An 18,536-nucleotide genomic window follows, 5' to 3' on the forward strand; every position below is an offset into this window, starting at 1 on the left:
AACCCGCGGTTGCGGGAACAGCCTGGTTACGTGTTCGCGACTATTCGCCGCGAACCTTCGCCACAATTTCTTGGGCGACAGCGGACGGAACCTCCGCGTAGGAGTCGAACACCATCGAGTAGTTGGCTCGACCCTGCGTACGGCTGCGCAGGTCACCCACGTAGCCGAACATTTCCGAAAGGGGCACCTGGGCCTTGACGAGCCGGACACCGGAACGCTCGTCCATGGACTGGATCTGTCCACGACGGGAGTTCAGGTCACCGATGACGTCGCCCATGTACTCCTCGGGCGTGGTGACCTCGACGGCCATGACCGGCTCGAGCAGCGCAGGCTTCGCGAGCCTGACGGCCTCCTTGAAGGCCATCGAACCAGCGGTCTTGAACGCCATCTCGGAGGAGTCGACGTCGTGGTACTGGCCGTCCTGCAGCGTCACCTTGATGCCGACGAGCGGGTAGTGCGCGAGCACACCCAGCTCAGCGGCCTCCTGGCAGCCCGCGTCGACCGACGGGATGTACTCCCGCGGGATGCGGCCACCGGTGACGGAGTTGACGAACTCGTAACCCGACGCGTCGCCCTCTTCGGCCACGAGCGGCTCGAGGTCGATCTTGACCTTGGCGAACTGGCCCGACCCACCGGTCTGCTTCTTGTGGGTGTAGACGTGGCCTTCGACCTTCTTGCGAATGGTCTCGCGGTAGGCCACCTGGGGCTTGCCGATGTTCGCCTCGACCTTGAACTCGTCGCGCATGCGGTTGACCAGCACCTCGAGGTGCAGCTCACCCATGCCGGAGATCACGGTCTGGCCGGTCTGCTCGTCCGAGGCCACCTGGAAGGAGGGGTCCTCGTCGGCCAGACGCTGGATCGCGATGCCCAGCTTCTCCTGGTCGCTCTTGGTCTTGGGCTCGATGGCCACCTCGATGACCGGAGCCGGGAAGGTCATGGACTCCAGGACGATCGGCGAGCCCTGCTCGCAGAGCGTCTCACCGGTCGTGGTGTCCTTCAGGCCCATGACCGCGACGATGTCGCCCGCGCCCGCCTCGGGGATCTCCTCACGCTTGTTGGAGTGCATGCGGTAGATCTTGCCGATGCGCTCCTTGCGGCCCTTCAGGCTGTTCAGAACCTGGGTACCGGCGGTGAGGACACCCGAGTAGATGCGCACGTAGGTGAGCTTGCCCAGGTGCGGGTCGCTCATGATCTTGAAGACCAGTGCGGACATCGGCTCGTCCACGCTCGGCTTGCGCTCGAGCTTGGTCTCCTCGCTCTCGTCCTTGGGGTCGTGGCCCTCGATGGCGTCCACGTCCAGGGGCGAGGGGAGGTAGGCGGTGACCGCGTCGAGCAGGGGCTGGACGCCCTTGTTCTTGAAGGCGGTGCCGCAGACCACGGGGACGGCGGTGCCGGCGATGGTGGCGCGACGGATCGCGGTCACCAGCTGCTCCTCGGTGGGCTCCTGGCCCTCCAGGTACAGCTCCATGATCTCGTCGTCGGCCTCGGCCAGCGTCTCGATGAAGGAGTCGCGGGCCTCGCGGGCGGCGTCCGTGTGGGTCTCGGGGATGTCGACCGTGTCGTACATCTCGCCGAGCTTGGCCTCGTCGTTCCAGACGTAGGCCTTCATCTTCACGAGGTCGATGACGCCCTGGAAGTCGCTCTCGGCGCCGATGTTCAGCTGGATCGGCATGGCGTTCGCGCCGAGGCGCTCACGGAACATGTCGACACAGCGCTGGAACTCCGCGCCGATCTTGTCCATCTTGTTGACGAAGCAGATCCGGGGGACCTTGTAACGGTCGGCCTGGCGCCAGACCTGCTCCGACTGGGGCTCGACGCCTTCCTTGGCGTCGAACACCGCGACGGCACCGTCGAGCACACGCAGCGACCGCTCGACCTCGACCGTGAAGTCGACGTGGCCAGGCGTGTCGATGATGTTGATGGTGTAGTCGTCCCAGTGGGTGGTGGTAGCAGCCGAGGTAATGGTGATACCCCGCTCCTGCTCCTCCTTCATCCAGTCCATGGTGGCAGCGCCATCGTGGACCTCGCCCACCTTGTGGGTCACACCGGTGTAGTAGAGGATCCGCTCGGTCGTCGTGGTCTTGCCCGCGTCGATGTGGGCCATGATGCCGATGTTGCGGACCTTGGCCAGGTCAAGCAAAGTCTTAGCCATGAGGCTCGTCTTCCCTAGGTCTCAAGGAATCGATTCGCCGCGGGATTACCAGCGGTAGTGGGCGAAGGCCTTGTTCGACTCGGCCATCTTGTGCGTGTCCTCACGCTTCTTGACAGCCGCGCCCAGACCGTTGCTGGCGTCAACCAGCTCGTTCATCAGACGCTCCGTCATGGTCTTCTCACGGCGCTTGCGCGAGAAGTCGACCAGCCAGCGCAGGGCCAGCGTGGTGGACCGGGAGGCGCGAACCTCAACCGGCACCTGGTAGGTCGCGCCACCGACACGGCGGCTGCGGACCTCCAGCGCGGGCTTGATGTTGTCCAGGGCTCGCTTGAGGACGACGAGCGGGTCCTGACCGGTCTTCTCACGGGCGCCTTCGAGGGCGTCGTAGACGACGCTCTGTGCGATGGAGCGCTTGCCGTCGAGGAGCACCTTGTTGATGAGTGCGGTGACGAGCGGCGAGCCGTAAACCGGGTCGGTGATGAGCTGGCGCTTCGGCGCCGGGCCCTTGCGCGGCATGCTTACTTCTCCTTCTTGGCGCCGTAGTGGCTACGGGCCTGCTTGCGGCCCCGGACACCCTGGGTGTCGAGCGAACCGCGGACAATTCGGTAGCGGACGCCCGGCAGGTCCTTCACTCGACCGCCACGAACCAGCACGATGCTGTGCTCCTGGAGGTTGTGACCAATGCCGGGAATGTAGGCCGTGACCTCGATGCCGCTGCTCAGCTTGACGCGAGCGACCTTACGCAGAGCGGAGTTCGGCTTCTTCGGCGTAGTGGTGTAGACACGCGTGCACACACCACGACGCTGCGGACTCCCCTTCAGCGCCGGGGTCTTGTTCTTTGCGACCTTGTCCTGTCGGCCCTTGCGGACCAGCTGCTGGATGGTGGGCACCGCGTCTCCGTCTTCCTCGTGACCTACGCCGGTTCTCGTAGCCGATATCGCTATTGACCTGCTGAATTTCCCGAAACTCCCCGACCCCCGAGGTCGGGCGTGTCGCACTTGTTCCCACGCATGGCGGATGGCGCACACCCGGCCGTAAGGCCGATTCACAGGAGGGGGTTCACATGCGCCGCGCGCCTTGCGTCCGTCCTGTGGAGGACTGGGGCGCCGCACACGCACGTGTGACCCGTCGACTCACGGGCACAATCACACAGGCTACCGCTTACCGAACAGGCGGTCAAAACGGTGTGCGACATGGCGAGACAAGCGGAACCGGATCTCGCGTAGCCGTGGGTCACCCCTAGTCTACGCGCTTCCAGACTCGTTTCGCCCATGTTTTCCCGCCGGGGGGACGGGTGGAGGGCCGCAAAAGGGCAACGGCCGCTCCCAGGGGGCCAATTGTCCCCCGGAAGCGGCCGAGAAGCTACAGCGCGAACCAGATCGCGACGGAGATCACCGTCACCAGGATGCCGATGACCGCGAAGACGGTACCGGTGGTGATCAGCCCCAGCCCGTCGAGTGTGCCGCGCGACTCACGGATCGCCCTCTTGGCCTTGGGGCCGGTGACGAACAGCGCCAGGACCGCGGTGATCACACCGAGCCCCGGGAGCAGCGAGGCCACACCCAGCCACAGGGTCAGGTTCGCCCCGGGTTCGGTGTCGGCCAGGAAGTCGACGCTGTCGTACCCGGGGTAGGCGTCGCCCACGTCCCCGCCCAGTGGCGCGTCGTCGAAGCCCGGGAAGTCCGCGGCGATCCGGTCCCGGCGCCGCCGGGACTGCCTGGGCCGTTCCGGCATCCCGTAGTCCGCCGGGGTGAAGCCGTCCTCGTAGTCCGACTCCTCCTCGCGGGCCTCGTCCTCGGCGGCGCGTTCCCGAAGGGCCCGGTCCACGGGCGGCGGCACCGCTCCCAGGTCGGAGGGGACCCCGGGAGCCACCGGCTCCTGTTCCTCCGACGGACCGCCGGGTCCGTCCCCGGCCCGGTCGTCGGCCAGGTCGCCGTAACCGTCCTCGTCCCCGTACTCGCCGTATTCGACGCCGTCGTCGAGCCGGTCGTCGTCCACGTCCCCGTAGGCCCGGTCCCGGTAACCGTCCCCGCCGGAGGCGGCCCCGCGCTCGTCGTAGCCCAGCTCGTCGTAGCCCCGGGGTTCCTCCCGGTCCCAGGTGCTCCGGGTCCCCGCGGACCAGTCCTGACGGACTCCGCCGTCGAGGCCGCCGGGGTCGGCGGGGTCGGCGGGGTCGGCGGGCCCGTCGAAGGAGGGTGCCGTGAACATCTGGGTGGAGCCCTCGCCCCCGCGCCAGGAACCGTCCTCGGCAGCGGCGGCGGAGCCGCCCCAGGAGGGCTGGCCCAGGGGGTGTTCGTCCGGGGCCGCCCGGCCCCACGACGGTTCCTCGGCCGGCGGCGCGTCCCAGGAGAGCCCGTCCCGCGCGGGTGCGTCCCACGGGCGCTCGTCCCACCCCTGGCCGGAGGCGGGCCCGTACTCCTCCTCCGGGCCCGGGTCCTCCTTGGCCCTGGCCCGCGACTGCATGTCGGCGATGGCGGCCAGGGGGTCATCGGAGGTGGCCACGGCCGCGGACAGCTCGCCCGTGTCGGGTCCGCCGTCCCGCTCCCCCGCGGGTTCCCCGTCGGGGGCGGCGCCCCAGTCGGTGTCGGCGCTCCAGTCGGTGTAGGAGGGCTCCTCCGGGGCCGTGTCGCGGCGGCGGCGCTCGGCGTCACGGACCACGTCGGGCAGGCGGGGGTCGTCGCGGTCGAAGGCCCAGGTGTTGCCGCTCCCGCTGCCGATCCCGCCCCGGTCGGCGGAGACCGCGTCGGGCGGGGGCGCGGAGAGCTCGTCCTCGTACCCGCCGGTCCGGTCGCGGGTGTACTGGTCGCGCGCCGGGGACTCGTCGAGCGGTGGCACGGGCCGGGGCGAGAGCTCGTCGTCGTACCGGTCGACGCCGTAGGAGGGGGCGGGGGCCGGGTCGCTCCACTGCCGGGCGGTCGGCTCGGCCCAGGGCTCGGTGGTGCCCGCACCCCTCCAGGCGTCCCCGCCGTCCGGTGTCGGGCTCCAGCTGTCCAGGCCACCGGTGCCCGGCCACTGCTGCGGCTGGTCCCGCTCGGGCTCGGGCCGCCATGCCTGTCCGGCCGGACCCGCCCAGGTGTCCTGCGCGGGCTCGGGGGCCGACGGCTCGCCCGCGGTTGCGGGCTCGGGCTCCGCGGCCGCCTGCGGCGCCCAGGAGTCCTCGGCCGGAGCGGTCCAGGTGTCCTGCGCGGGTTCGGGGGCCGGCGGCTCCGCTCCCCACGATCGCGCGTCCGCGGTGGGCTCCTCGGCCGCCCAGCCGTCGCCCGCAGCCGGGGGTGCCTCGGCGGACCAGGTGTCGTTCACCGTTCCGGATGCCTCGGCCGCCCACGGCTGCGCAGCCGGAGCGGCCGTGTCCGCCGCCGGGAACGGTTCGGTCCCGGCTTCCCCGGCGGGCCGGATCCGTCGTGCGGGGGCCTCCTCGGGCTCCTCCTCGGCGGGCCGGGCGGCCCACGAGTCGTTCCCGGACGCCGCCCAGCTGTCGTCGGCGGGTTCGGAGCCCTCCGGCGGCAGCGGGACCTCGGCGCTGGCGGCGATACCCGGGTAGCCGCCGGTCGCGGCGCTCTCCCGGGCCTCCGTCGGGACCTCGGTCTCCACCGGCCCCTCCGGCTCCGGGAACCCCCCGGGCGCACCCAGCGGGTCGCTCTCCCCCGGGATCCGGGTGACCGGCTGGTAGGCCGTGCTCCCCGCGCCCGGGTAGGAGATCCCCGGAACGTACGGGGGCTCCCCGCCGTAGGTCGGCGGGGTCTCCTTCGGGGCCGCGGGCGGACCGCCCAGGGCGTCCGGGTAGGGCTCCACCATGGCCGGACGCGAGGCGCTCAGCCCGGCGTAACCCCCGCTGTCCGGGAAGACCGCGCCACCGGCGGGGGCGTCGTCGCCCTCCCCGGTGCCTTCCTCGCCCTCCAGGGGGTCCTGGTACTCCGACTGTGTGCGATAGCGGTTCTCACTGGGCTTGAACCACGAGTCCGCGTCCTGCTCGGACGCCCGGTTCCCCGGTGCGTCGCCCCCGTTATCAGTCACTTGCCTGCTCTCCCGCCAGCGCCGTAGCGCCCTCTCCCCGTCCACACAGCGGTGTGCGGACCGACAACGACGAAACGGCGGCGGGGCCACCCCCGCTGTGGGGGTGGCTGACCGCCGCCGTCAGCTCAGCCAACGTTCAGGTTGACGCTTACCGGTTGTACGGCCCGAAGTCGTACTCCTCCAGGGGAACGGCCTCTCCCGATCCCTGACCGAAGGTGTACTCGCTGGGCTCCTCGTAACCGGAGACCGAGTACATCGAGGCCTTGGCCTCCTCGGTCGGCTCCACCCGGACGTTGCGGTACTGCGGAATTCCGGTACCGGCCGGGATGAGCTTACCGATGATGACGTTCTCCTTGAGGCCGAGCAGCGGGTCGCTCTTGCCGTGGATCGCGTTCTCGGTCAGCACGCGGGTGGTCTCCTGGAAGGAGGCCGCCGACAGCCAGGACTCCGTGGCCAGCGAGGCCTTGGTGATACCCAGCAGTACCGGACGTCCGGCGGCCGGCTGGCCGCCTTCGGACACGACACGTCGGTTGATCCGCTCGAACTTGGGCCGCTCGACCATCTCACCGGGCAGCAGCTCGGTGTCGCCCGACTCCAGGATGTTCACGCGCTTGAGCATCTGGCGGACGATGATCTCGATGTGCTTGTCGTGGATGGACACACCCTGCGACTTGTACACCTCCTGGACCTCCGACACGAGGTGCTGCTGCACCGCGCGCGGGCCCTGGATGCGAAGCACCTCGTGCGGGTTGATCGCACCCTGGATGAGCTGCTGGCCGACCTTGACGTGGTCGCCGTCGCCCACCAGGAGCTGCGCACGCATCGGGACCGGGTAGGCGATCTCGTCCGTGCCGTCGTCGGGGATGACGACGATCTTGCGGCTCTTCTCGGTGTCATCGATCCGGATCCGGCCCTCCATCTCGGAGATCGGGGCCATACCCTTGGGGATACGGGCCTCGAAGAGCTCCTGGACACGGGGCAGACCGTGGGTGATGTCCTGACCGGCCGAACCACCCATGTGGAAGGTACGCATGGTCAGCTGGGTACCGGGCTCACCGATGGACTGGGCCGCGATGATACCGATCGCCTCACCGACGTCCACCGGCTTACCGGTCGCCATGGAGCGGCCGTAGCAGGTGGTGCAGACACCGATCTTCGCCTCACAGGTCAGCGACGAGCGGATGCGCACGCGGGTGACCCCGTGGGCGACGAGCTTGTCGATGTTCTGCTCGGAGGTGTCGGACAGCGCCGGGAGCACGAGGTTGCCCTCGGGGTCCAGCGTGTCCTCGGCGATCGTCCGACCGAAACCGGTGTTCTCGACGTTGTGCTTGCGCACGACGACGCCGGCGGCGTTCTTCTCACCGATCTCGTGCCAGAGCGAACGGTCGGTGCCGCAGTCGATCTCACGGACGATGACGTCCTGTGCGACGTCCACCAGACGCCGGGTCAGGTAACCCGAGTCGGCGGTACGCAGGGCGGTGTCGGCCAGACCCTTGCGCTGACCGTGCGTGGAGATGAAGTACTCCAGCACGGACAGGCCCTCGCGGTAGGAGGACTTGATCGGACGCGGGATCGTCTCACCCTTGGTGTTGGAGACCAGACCACGGATACCGGCGATCTGGCGCACCTGCATCGGGTTACCGCGCGCACCGGACTGGACCATCATCCACACCGGGTTGTCGGCGGGGAAGTTGTCCTCCATGTTCTTGGCGACCTCGGCCGTGGCCTGGGTCCACACCTCGGTGAGCTCCTGACGGCGCTCGTCGTCGGTGATCAGACCGCGGTCGTACTCGCGCTGGATCTTGTCGGCCTTGCCCTCGTAGCCGCTGAGGATCTCGGCCTTGCGCGGAGGCGCGACGACGTCCTCGATACCGATGGTCAGGCCGGACCGGGTGGCCCAGCGGTAACCGGCGTCCTTCAGGGCGTCCAGGGTCGTGGCGACCTGGACCTTCGGGTAGTTCTCGGCGAGGTCGTTGACCAGGACCGAGACCTGCTTCTTGCCCACCTGGAAGTTGACGTAGGGGTAGTCCACCGGGGTGGCCTCGTTGAAGAGGTACCGGCCCAGGGTGGTCTCCAGGACGTAGACGTCGCCCTGCTCCCAGCCCTCCGGCGGCGTCCAGTCCTTGGGCGCGGGAGCGCCGTCGGCGATACGCAGCCGGATCCTGGCCTGCAGGTCCAGGTCACCCAGGTCGTAGGCCATGATGGCCTCGGCCGGGGAGCGGAAGGCGCGGTCCTCGCCCCTGGCCCCGGGCTTCTCCGTCGTCAGGTAGTACAGACCGATGATCATGTCCTGGGTGGGCATGGTCACGGGCTTGCCGTCGGACGGCTTGAGGATGTTGTTGGTGGCGAGCATCAGCAGCCGCGCCTCGGCCTGGGCCTCGGCGGACAGCGGCAGGTGCACGGCCATCTGGTCACCGTCGAAGTCGGCGTTGAACGCCGTGCACACGAGCGGGTGGATCTGGATGGCCTTGCCCTCGACCAGCTGCGGCTCGAAGGCCTGGATGCCCAGGCGGTGCAGCGTGGGAGCACGGTTCAGCAGAACCGGGTGCTCGGTGATGACCTCTTCGAGGACGTCCCACACGACCGGACGGGACCGCTCCACCATGCGCTTGGCGCTCTTGATGTTCTGCGCGTGGTTCAGGTCGACCAGGCGCTTCATCACGAACGGCTTGAAGAGCTCCAGGGCCATCTGCTTGGGCAGACCGCACTGGTGCAGCTTGAGCTGCGGGCCGACGACGATGACCGAACGGCCGGAGTAGTCGACTCGCTTACCGAGCAGGTTCTGACGGAAACGGCCCTGCTTGCCCTTGAGCATGTCGGACAGCGACTTGAGCGGACGGTTGCCGGGACCGGTGACCGGGCGGCCGCGGCGGCCGTTGTCGAACAGCGCGTCGACGGCCTCCTGCAGCATCCGCTTCTCGTTGTTGACGATGATCTCGGGCGCGCCGAGGTCCAGAAGCCGCTTGAGGCGGTTGTTCCGGTTGATGACGCGGCGGTACAGGTCGTTGAGGTCGGAGGTCGCGAAGCGGCCGCCGTCCAGCTGCACCATCGGACGCAGGTCCGGCGGAATGACCGGGATGCAGTCCAGCACCATGCCCATGGGGCTGTTGGTGGTGTTGAGGAACGCCGAGACGACCTTGAGCCGCTTCAGGGCGCGGGCCTTCTTCTGGCCCTTGCCGGTGCGGATGGTCTCCCGGAGCTTCTCCGCCTCCTCGTCCAGCTCGAAGTTGGACAGGCGGTCCTGGATGGCCTGGGCGCCCATGCCGCCGCGGAAGTACTTCCCGAAGCGGTCCCGCATCTCGCGGTAGAGCATCTCGTCGCCCTCGAGGTCCTGGACCTTGAGGTTCTTGAAACGGCTCCACACCTCGTCGAGGCGGTCGATCTCGCGCTGGGCGCGGTCGCGCAGCTGGCGCATCTCACGCTCGGCGCCCTCGCGCACCTTGCGGCGCGCGTCGCCCTTGGCGCCCTGCTCCTCCAGCTCGGCCAGGTCGGCCTCGAGCTTGCGGTGGCGCTCCTCGATGGTGGAGTCGCGGCGCTGCTCCAGGTGCTGCTTCTCGACCGAGATCCGGGCCTCCAGCGACTGGAGGTCGCGCTCACGGGCCTCGGTGTCCACCCACGTGACCATGTAGGCGGCGAAGTAGATGATCTTCTCGAGATCCTTCGGCGCCAGGTCCAGCAGGTAGCCCAGTCGGGAGGGCACGCCCTTGAAGTACCAGATGTGCGTGACGGGGGCGGCCAGTTCGATGTGGCCCATCCGCTCACGGCGCACCTTGGCACGGGTCACCTCGACGCCGCAGCGCTCACAGATGATGCCCTTGAAGCGGACGCGCTTGTACTTGCCGCAGTAGCACTCCCAGTCCCGGGTCGGACCGAAGATCTTCTCGCAGAAGAGTCCGTCCTTCTCGGGCTTGAGGGTGCGGTAGTTGATGGTTTCGGGCTTCTTGACCTCGCCGTGCGACCACTGGCGAATGTCGTCGGCGGTGGCGAGGCCAATCCGCAGCTCGTCGAAGAAGTTGACGTCGAGCACTTAATTCGTCCCCTGCTCTCGGATTCCGCGGAAGTTAGACCTCTTCGACACTGCTCGGCTCTCGCCTGCCCAGGTCGATTCCCAGTTCTTCCGCGGCGCGGAAGACGTCCTCGTCACTGTCCCGCATCTCGATGGACATACCGTCACTGGACAGCACCTCCACGTTCAGACAGAGCGACTGCATCTCCTTGATGAGCACCTTGAAGGACTCAGGGATACCCGGCTCGGGGATGTTCTCGCCCTTGACGATGGCCTCGTAGACCTTGACGCGTCCCACCACGTCGTCGGACTTGATGGTGAGCAGCTCCTGGAGCGCGTAGGCGGCACCGTAGGCCTCCAGCGCCCAGACCTCCATCTCACCGAAGCGCTGACCGCCGAACTGCGCCTTACCGCCCAGCGGCTGCTGGGTGATCATGGAGTACGGGCCGGTGGAGCGGGCGTGGATCTTGTCGTCCACGAGGTGGTGGAGCTTCAGGATGTACTTGTAGCCGACGGAGATCGGCTCCGCGAAGGGCTCACCGGTACGGCCGTCGAACAGGCGGGCCTTGCCGTCGGTGTTGATGAGGCGGTCGCCGTCCTTGTTCGGGCGGACCGACTGGATGAGGCCGCTGAGCTCGTCACCGTGCAGGCCGTCGAAGACCGGCGTGGCCACACGCGAGTTCGGTTCGACCTCGGCGGCGCCGATCGCGTGCAGCGACTTCTGCCACTCCTCCTCGACCCCCTCGACCAGCCAGCCGTTCTTGGCCAGCCAGCCCAGGTGGACCTCCAGCACCTGACCGACGTTCATTCGGCCGGGGACGCCCAGCGGGTTGAGGATGATGTCGACGGGGGTGCCGTCCTCCAGGAAGGGCATGTCCTCCTGGGGCAGGATCTTCGAGATGACGCCCTTGTTGCCGTGACGGCCGGCGAGCTTGTCACCGTCGGTGATCTTGCGCTTCTGGGCCACGTAGACGCGGACCATCTCGTTGACGCCGGGGGCGAGCTCGTCGCCCTCGTCGCGGCTGAACACCCGGACGCCGATGACCTTGCCGGTCTCGCCGTGCGGCACCTTCAGGGAGGTGTCGCGGACCTCGCGGGCCTTCTCGCCGAAGATGGCGCGGAGCAGGCGCTCCTCCGGGGTCAGCTCGGTCTCGCCCTTGGGCGTGACCTTGCCGACGAGGATGTCGCCGTCGACGACCTCGGCACCGATGCGGATGATGCCCCGGTCGTCGAGGTCGGCCAGGACCTCCTCGCTGACGTTGGGGATCTCGCGGGTGATCTCCTCCGGACCCAGCTTGGTGTCACGGGCGTCGACCTCGTGCTCCTCGATGTGGATCGAGGAGAGGACGTCGTCCTGCACCAGGCGCTGGGAGAGGATGATCGCGTCCTCGTAGTTGTGGCCCTCCCAGGACATGTACGCCACGAGGAGGTTCTTGCCCAGCGACATCTCGCCCTGGTCCGTGGACGGACCGTCGGCGAGGACCTGCTTGGCCTCGATCCGCTGACCCTCGTACACGATGGGGCGCTGGTTGAAGCAGGTGCCCTGGTTGGAGCGCTGGAACTTGCCCATCCGGTACGTCTTGCGCGTGCCGTCGTCGGCCATCACGGTGACGTAGTCGGCGGTGACGTCCTCGACCACGCCGGCCTTCTCCGCGACGATGACCTCACCGGCGTCGGTGGCGGCGCGGTACTCCATGCCGGTGCCGACGAAGGGCGACTCGGCGCGGAGCAGCGGCACGGCCTGGCGCTGCATGTTGGAGCCCATGAGCGCGCGGTTGGCGTCGTCGTGCTCCAGGAAGGGGATCATGGCGGTGGCGACCGACACCATCTGGCGCGGCGACACGTCCATGTAGTCGACCTCGTCGGTGCTGACCTGCTCGAACTCTCCGCCCTTACGGCGGACGAGCACGCCGGCCTCGGCGAAGGTGCCGTCCGGGTTCATCGGCGTGTTCGCCTGCGCGATGACGTAGAGGTCCTCCTCGTCCGCGGTGAGGTAGTCGACGTGGTCGGAGATGCGACCGTCGATGACCTTGCGGTACGGGGTCTCCACGAAACCGAAGGAGTTCACGCGGCCGTAGGCGGCCAGCGAGCCGATAAGACCGATGTTCGGGCCCTCGGGCGTCTCGATCGGGCACATGCGGCCGTAGTGGGACGGGTGGACGTCCCGGACCTCGAAGCCCGCGCGCTCACGGGACAGACCGCCCGGACCCAGCGCGGAGAGGCGGCGCTTGTGGGTCAGGCCCGCGAGCGGGTTGGTCTGGTCCATGAACTGGGACAGCTGCGAGGTGCCGAAGAACTCCTTGATGGAGGCCACGACGGGGCGGATGTTGATCAGGGTCTGCGGCGTGATCGCCTCGACGTCCTGGGTGGTCATCCGCTCACGGACGACGCGCTCCATCCGGGCCAGGCCCAGGCGGACCTGGTTCTGGATGAGCTCGCCGACGGTGCGCAGGCGGCGGTTGCCGAAGTGGTCGATGTCGTCGGTCTCGACCGGACGGGGACCGAGGGCGGTCTCCTTCTCGACCTCGCCCGCGTGCAGGCGGACCAGGTAGTCGATGGTGGAGACGATGTCCTCTTCGGTGAGGGTGCCCTGCGTGAAGTCGGTGTCCAGGCCGAGCTTCTTGTTGATCTTGTAGCGACCGACCTTGGCCAGGTCGTAGCGCTTGGGGTTGAAGTACAGGTTCTCCAACAGCGCCTGGGCCGACTCCTTCGTGGGCGGCTCTCCGGGGCGCAGCTTGCGGTAGATGTCCAGCAGCGCGTCGTCGGTGCCCGCTGTGGGGTCCTTCTCCAGGGTGTTGCGGATCGACTCGTACTGGCCGAAGCGCTCCAGGATCTGGTCGGTCGTCCAGCCCAGCGCCTTGAGCAGGACGGTGACGCCCTGCTTGCGCTTGCGGTCGATGCGGACGCCGACGAAGTCGCGCTTGTCGACCTCGAACTCCAGCCAGGCACCGCGGGACGGGATGACCTTGCAGCCGAACAGGTCCTTGTCCGAGGTCTTGTCGACGGACTTGTCGAAGTAGACACCCGGGGAACGGACCAGCTGGGAGACGACTACGCGCTCGGTACCGTTGATGATGAAGGTGCCCTTGACGGTCATGAGCGGGAAGTCGCCCATGAACACCGTCTGGCTCTTGATCTCACCGGTGTCGTTGTTGATGAACTCCGCCGTGACGAACATCGGGGCGGAGTACGTCATGTCCTTGTCCTTGCACTCCTCCTCGGAGTACTTGGGCGGCTCGAACCGATGGTCGCGGAACGACAGCGACATCGTGCCCGAGAAGTCCTCGATCGGACTGATCTCCTCGAAGATCTCTTCGAGACCGGACTGCTCCGGAACGTCCTTGCGGCCAGCGTTACGGGCCGTCTCGACCCGGGTCTTCCACGTGTCGTTGCCCAGCAGCCAGTTGAACGACTCGGTCTGCAGGGCCAGAAGGTTGGGAACCTCGAGGGGCTCCTGGATACGGGCGAAAGAAACGCGGTGCGGACCAAGGGCGTTAGCGGAGGCGTTGCGCGAGGCTGCCAACAGGGGTCCTTCCGAAGGCTTGTGGCGGTTGAAGCGCGCACGCCAGACGATCCGTCACGAGAAGTACCGCCGCAACGCGGTTGAGACGGTCACATCGATCGGGTTCGGGCTTTCCGGATCCAGCGAAATGGGACGGCGGAAACCGAACACCGATACAGGGATCACCAAAGGGCAGCGCAAAAGAGCAGTGTAGCCGAACACCACACCGCTGTCCACTCACGGTCCACAGCGCCACTCACGACACCGGCAGGATCACCCGTGGAGGGCGATCCGTCAAGCCCGCCCCTCGTGCACCGGCGCCCCCGGCGGGGTGGCTCCGGTCCGGGTTCCGACCGACGGCGGAGCCGACGGCCGTCCCCGGGGGGAGGCCCTGGACCATCAGGGTGAAACAGCGCGCCTGCCCTGGCCCCTCGGGGGATGTGAGCCAACGGACACCCGGAAAGGTTCCCCCGCCCAAGGCGGGTAAACACTCTCCCCGTGCCCCGTCAAGATTCCCGGGACGGGAGGTTATCGCGTCCGGGGGACAGTTCGCACACGCGGCCTCGGCGGATCCCGCCCCGGACCGCCCCAGCTTCGCACACCACCCGGCGCACGGCAGGTCAGACACGGCGCCGTTCACGACATAGGGGACGTCGGACCGCGCGGTCGGCGGACGTTCGGCCCCGTTTCCGGCCGACGGGCCCGGGGCTGTCGGCGGACCGGGTCCCCCGGTGCCGTTCCGCCCCGCGCCCGGAGGGGCGTCAGCCCTCCCAGGACACAGGAAAGCGGCCGCCCCTCCCGGAGGAGGGACGGCCGCTTCACGCAGACCAGCGGGCATCTGGGGCCCGCGGAGGACTACTTGAGGGTGACGGAGGCGCCAGCGCCCTCAAGGGCGGCCTTGGCCTTGTCCGCGGCCTCCTTGCTGACGCCCTCGAGGAGCGGCTTCGGGGCGTTGTCGACGAGGTCCTTGGCCTCCTTGAGACCCAGGCTCGTGAGGCCGCGGACCTCCTTGATGACCTGGATCTTCTTGTCGCCAGCGCCCTCGAGGATGACGTCGAACTCGCTCTGCTCCTCGGCCTCCTCGGCGGCGCCGCCGCCGGCGGGGCCGGCAGCGACGACGGCGGCCGGGGCGGCGGCGGTGACGTCGAACTTGTCCTCGAACAGCTTCACGAACTCGGAGAGCTCGAGGAGGGTCATCTCCTCGAACGCGGCAAGCAGGTCCTCGTTGCTGAGCTTCGCCATGGTGCGATCTCTCTTTCTCTAACGACACGCGCGCCCAACGGCGCATCGTGCGAGCCAGTGGCCGGGCGCCGTCGGCACCCGCCGTGGTTCATGGGGTTTAAGCGGCTTCCTCGGAACGCTTGTCCGCCAGGGCCTGCGCGAGACGCACAGTCTTGGACGGGAGCGCCTGGAAGACGGCGGCGGCCTGGCCCTGCTTGGCCTTGAGCGCACCGGCCAGCTTCGAGAGGAGAACCTCTCGGGACTCCAGATCGGCCAGCTTGGTGACGTCCTCGGCGCTCATCGACTTGCCGTCGATGAGACCGCCCTTGATCACCAGGGGCGAGTTCGCCTTCGCGAAGTCACGCAGACCCTTGGCGGCCTCGACGACGTCCCCGCGGACGAAGGCGATGGCGGACGGGCCTTCGAGCAGATCAACGATCTGCTCGTCGACTCCGGCCTCCTTGACCGCAAGCTTGGTCAGCGTGTTCTTGACGATGCGAAAACGCGCTGTCTGACCGAGGCTGTTACGCAGTTCAGTGATCTGCGCAACAGTGAGCCCCCGGTATTGGGTCAGCACGGCGCCGTTCGACTCACGGAACTCGTCCGAGAGTTCGGCGACCGCGGCTGCCTTGTCCGGCCTCGCCATGGGACTCCTTCCAACAGTGAACGCTGGTTGGTTCCCAAGGACTCCACGATCGGCGTCAGCACGAGAAAAAGCCCCGAGCGCGAGGCGCACGGGGCACGACCGCGTTCTCGGAGCGTGGCTCGCACGCACCGGAACGGGAAAGCTCTGGTGACACCTGCGCGGGCGCCCATCAACGGGTCCTTGGGTCACCCGAGCGGGTGACGACCAGCGGTCTTCGGCAATTACCAATGCTAACGGACGAATGGGGGTGCTCGTCCAATCGGGGCCGCACGCGGGAGTGATCCACGCCTCATCCGCCCGGCCCCGATCCGCCCTCCGGGAGGCCGGGGAGGAGGCGACATCACCGTTCTGTGAGGAACGGATACCAATCACGCCCATCGACGGAACGCGATACCGGGAATGTCCGTCGAAGGTGAGAACATCAAGTCACACCTGACGGGCGCCCCCCGCTCTCCGACGCGCCCCGCTTCCCCCATCGAAGAAAGTGAACACTTCTCTTGAAGACCCGTACCCCGGCCTTCCTGGCCGCCGGTTCCCTGTCCCTGGCCCTCGCCCTCACCGCCTGCGGCAGCGACGCAGCCGAGGAGGAGACCACGACCGAGGCCGCGGCGGAGGAGGAGCAGGGCGGCGACAAGAAGAGCACCATCGAGGACCTGCTCAGCAGCCTCGGGGGCAACACCGACGAGGTCACCAACTACACCCTCACCCTCGACATGACGACGCCCGACCCCGACATGGGCGAGATCACGATCGGCATGGTCTACGAGGTGATGGACGACCCCGAGGCCGTCCAGACCACCATCAGCATGCCGTTCCTCGGCGAGATGATGTTCGAGATGATGTCCCTGGGCGGCGAGCTGCCCGCCGACGTCACCGCCGAGGACCTGGGCACCGGCACCGTCATCACCGAGGAGGGCCAGGAGCCGCTGGTCGCGGACCCGTACGGCTTCGAGGGCGATGCCCCCTGGATCCGCGGCGGCCAGGGCCAGATGGAGCAGGACCCGAACGACGTCTTCGACATCGACTCGCTGCCCGATCTCGCCAAGGCCCTGGCCGAAGTCGACCAGGCCGAGGAGACCGGGACCGAGGCGATCGACGGCGTCGAGACCACGGTCGTCCAGGGCACCCTGACCGCCGAGGACCTGGACGGGCTCACCCCCGAGCAGAGCGGTGTGCTCGAGAAGCTGATGGGCGGCGAGGTCGCCGGGTCCCTGGACGTCACCCTGTGGATCGACGACAACGGCTTCCCGATGCGGACGGAGTTGTCCAACGACGAGGCCGACGTCTCGATGGAGTTCTCCGCCATCGACTCGACCTCCTTCGAGATGCCCACCGAGGACCAGATCGGCACCGCGTAACCGCACACGCCGACGGCCCCGTCTCCGCGCGGAGACGGGGCCGTCCGCTGTCCCGGACTGTCCCGGGTCCCTGCCCCGGGACAACAGGAGGGCCCCCGGCCCGCCGGCTCGCCGTCCGAAGACGGCGGCGGTCGGGGCCGGGGGCCCACGGGGTCAAGCAGGCGTGTCAGGCCTCGAGCGGAATGCTCGGACCCATCGTGGTGGTGACCACGGCCTTCTTGATGTAGCGGCCCTTGGCGGCGGACGGCTTGAGGCGGTTGACCTCGTCGATCGCGGCCTTGTAGTTCTCCAGCAGCTTGGGCTCCTCGAAGGAGACCTTGCCGATGATGAAGTGCAGGTTCCCGTGGCGGTCCACGCGGAACTCGATCTTGCCGCCCTTGATGTCGGTCACGGCCTTGGCCACGTCCGGGGTGACGGTGCCCGTCTTGGGGTTGGGCATGAGGCCGCGCGGACCGAGCACGCGGCCGAGGCGGCCGACCTTGCCCATGAGGTCCGGGGTGGCCACGACGGCGTCGAAGTCGAGGAAGCCGTTCTGGACCCTCTCGACCAGCTCGTCGTCACCGACGATGTCGGCGCCAGCGGCACGGGCCTGCTCGGCACGCTCACCGGTCGCGAAGACCAGGACCCGAGCGGTCTTGCCGGTGCCGTTCGGCAGGTTCACGGTGCCGCGGACCATCTGGTCGGCCTTGCGCGGGTCGACGCCCAGGCGCAGGGCGACCTCGACGGTCGCGTCGAACTTGACCTTGGTGGTCTCCTTGGCCAGCTTCACGGCCTCGGCGGGGCTGTAGAGCCGGTCGCGGTCCACCAGGTTGTCGGCTTTGCGGTGGTTCTTGCTGCGCTTCACGCTGTTCTCCTAAGGGAACGTGTGGTCCTAGGGCCAGCGCCTGGCCCTGCCACTGTGGTTCTTGCCGTCGAGCGGCCCCGAGGGGGGAGCTACTTGACCTCGATGCCCATCGAGCGGGCGGTACCGGTGACGATCTTGGCCGCGGCCTCGATGTCGTCGGTGTTGAGGTCGGGCAGCTTGGTCTGCGCGATCTCACGGACCTGGTCGGCGGTGATCGAACCGGCGGTGGTGCGGCCCGGGTCGGTGGCGGCCTTGTCCAGACCGGCGGCCTTCAGGATCAGCCGCGGCGCCGGGGGCGTCTTGGTGATGAAGCTGAAGGAGCGGTCCTCGTAGATGGAGATCTCAACGGGGATGACGCTGCCGCGCTGGGCCTCCGTAGCAGCGTTGTACTGCTTGCAGAAGTCCATGATGTTGACGCCGTGCGGACCGAGGGCGGTACCGACGGGCGGCGCCGGGGTCGCCTGACCGGCGGGGAGCTGCACCTTGACGAGTGCGGCAAGTTTCTTCTTCGGAGGCATATCGGGTCCTTTGCCTGATCTGCGTTGTGTGCCGGCCCCTGCCTCCCTGACGGCACCGCGGGGTCACGGGACCACGGCGGAACCGCTGCCGAAGGAGGCTGCCCGCGTTCGGGTACGGGGTACCCGGGCGCGGAGTCACGGCCCGTCGGGACCGGACGGGCCGGAGCGTGTCCCGCCTGGGCGGGGCACGCGACAGTGGGTCCGCCCATCACGGGGCGGACCCACCAAGTCTACGTCGCCCGGACAGTGGTCCGGGCGGGTTGTGGGGAAGACCC

At 68.3% G+C, this 18,536-nt stretch carries 12 protein-coding genes; 1 reads left to right on the forward strand and 11 read right to left on the reverse strand.

What is annotated here, in order from left to right:
- Window positions 1-40 precede the first annotated feature (40 nt).
- The 9 genes from fusA to rplJ form a co-directional block, all read right to left on the reverse strand.
- Window positions 41-2,152: an elongation factor G gene (gene fusA, locus AC0VYD_RS22955; RefSeq protein WP_473038025.1), complete on the reverse strand. Its 2,112-nt coding sequence runs from the start codon at window positions 2,150-2,152 to the stop codon at window positions 41-43.
- Window positions 2,153-2,197: 45 nt separating this feature from the next.
- On the reverse strand, window positions 2,198-2,668 hold the full coding sequence (gene rpsG, locus AC0VYD_RS22960; RefSeq protein ID WP_191266666.1) for a 30S ribosomal protein S7: 471 nt from the start codon (window positions 2,666-2,668) through the stop codon (window positions 2,198-2,200).
- Window positions 2,669-2,670: 2 nt separating this feature from the next.
- The gene (gene rpsL, locus AC0VYD_RS22965) at window positions 2,671-3,042 is read right to left on the reverse strand and encodes a 30S ribosomal protein S12 (protein WP_014912437.1); all 372 of its coding nucleotides are present in this window, start codon (window positions 3,040-3,042) and stop codon (window positions 2,671-2,673) included.
- Window positions 3,043-3,514: 472 nt separating this feature from the next.
- Window positions 3,515-6,166, reverse strand: a complete 2,652-nt coding sequence (locus AC0VYD_RS22970; protein ID WP_475477434.1) for a hypothetical protein — start codon at window positions 6,164-6,166, stop codon at window positions 3,515-3,517.
- A gap of 148 nt (window positions 6,167-6,314) precedes the next feature.
- Complete coding sequence (locus tag AC0VYD_RS22975) at window positions 6,315-10,193, reverse strand: DNA-directed RNA polymerase subunit beta' (protein ID WP_473038023.1); 3,879 nt, start codon at window positions 10,191-10,193, stop codon at window positions 6,315-6,317.
- A 34-nt stretch (window positions 10,194-10,227) separates the two neighbouring features.
- Window positions 10,228-13,695, reverse strand: coding sequence for a DNA-directed RNA polymerase subunit beta (rpoB, locus tag AC0VYD_RS22980; protein ID WP_475477435.1), 3,468 nt, complete (start codon window positions 13,693-13,695; stop codon window positions 10,228-10,230).
- A gap of 54 nt (window positions 13,696-13,749) precedes the next feature.
- The gene (locus tag AC0VYD_RS22985; protein ID WP_475477436.1) at window positions 13,750-13,911 is read right to left on the reverse strand and encodes a hypothetical protein; all 162 of its coding nucleotides are present in this window, start codon (window positions 13,909-13,911) and stop codon (window positions 13,750-13,752) included.
- Between the two features lie 618 nt (window positions 13,912-14,529).
- Window positions 14,530-14,916 carry a 50S ribosomal protein L7/L12 gene (rplL, locus tag AC0VYD_RS22990; RefSeq protein WP_475477437.1) on the reverse strand — a complete coding sequence of 129 codons (387 nt, stop codon included), beginning with the start codon at window positions 14,914-14,916 and terminating at the stop codon, window positions 14,530-14,532.
- A 97-nt stretch (window positions 14,917-15,013) separates the two neighbouring features.
- Window positions 15,014-15,541, reverse strand: coding sequence for a 50S ribosomal protein L10 (gene rplJ / locus AC0VYD_RS22995; protein ID WP_191266683.1), 528 nt, complete (start codon window positions 15,539-15,541; stop codon window positions 15,014-15,016).
- Between the two features lie 497 nt (window positions 15,542-16,038).
- On the opposite strand from rplJ, the gene AC0VYD_RS23000 reads away from it, so the two are divergent.
- Complete coding sequence (locus AC0VYD_RS23000) at window positions 16,039-16,899, forward strand: SCO4651 family lipoprotein (RefSeq protein ID WP_475477438.1); 861 nt, start codon at window positions 16,039-16,041, stop codon at window positions 16,897-16,899.
- A 166-nt stretch (window positions 16,900-17,065) separates the two neighbouring features.
- Here the strand turns inward: AC0VYD_RS23000 and rplA are convergent, their stop codons facing one another.
- Window positions 17,066-17,743 (reverse strand): 50S ribosomal protein L1, encoded by a 678-nt coding sequence (gene rplA, locus AC0VYD_RS23005; RefSeq protein ID WP_475477439.1) that lies wholly within the window; start codon window positions 17,741-17,743, stop codon window positions 17,066-17,068.
- A gap of 89 nt (window positions 17,744-17,832) precedes the next feature.
- Window positions 17,833-18,261 carry a 50S ribosomal protein L11 gene (rplK, locus tag AC0VYD_RS23010; protein ID WP_191266699.1) on the reverse strand — a complete coding sequence of 143 codons (429 nt, stop codon included), beginning with the start codon at window positions 18,259-18,261 and terminating at the stop codon, window positions 17,833-17,835.
- Between the last annotated feature and the right edge of the window lie 275 nt (window positions 18,262-18,536).

Source organism: Nocardiopsis sp. iso_40 (genome assembly GCF_056173285.1).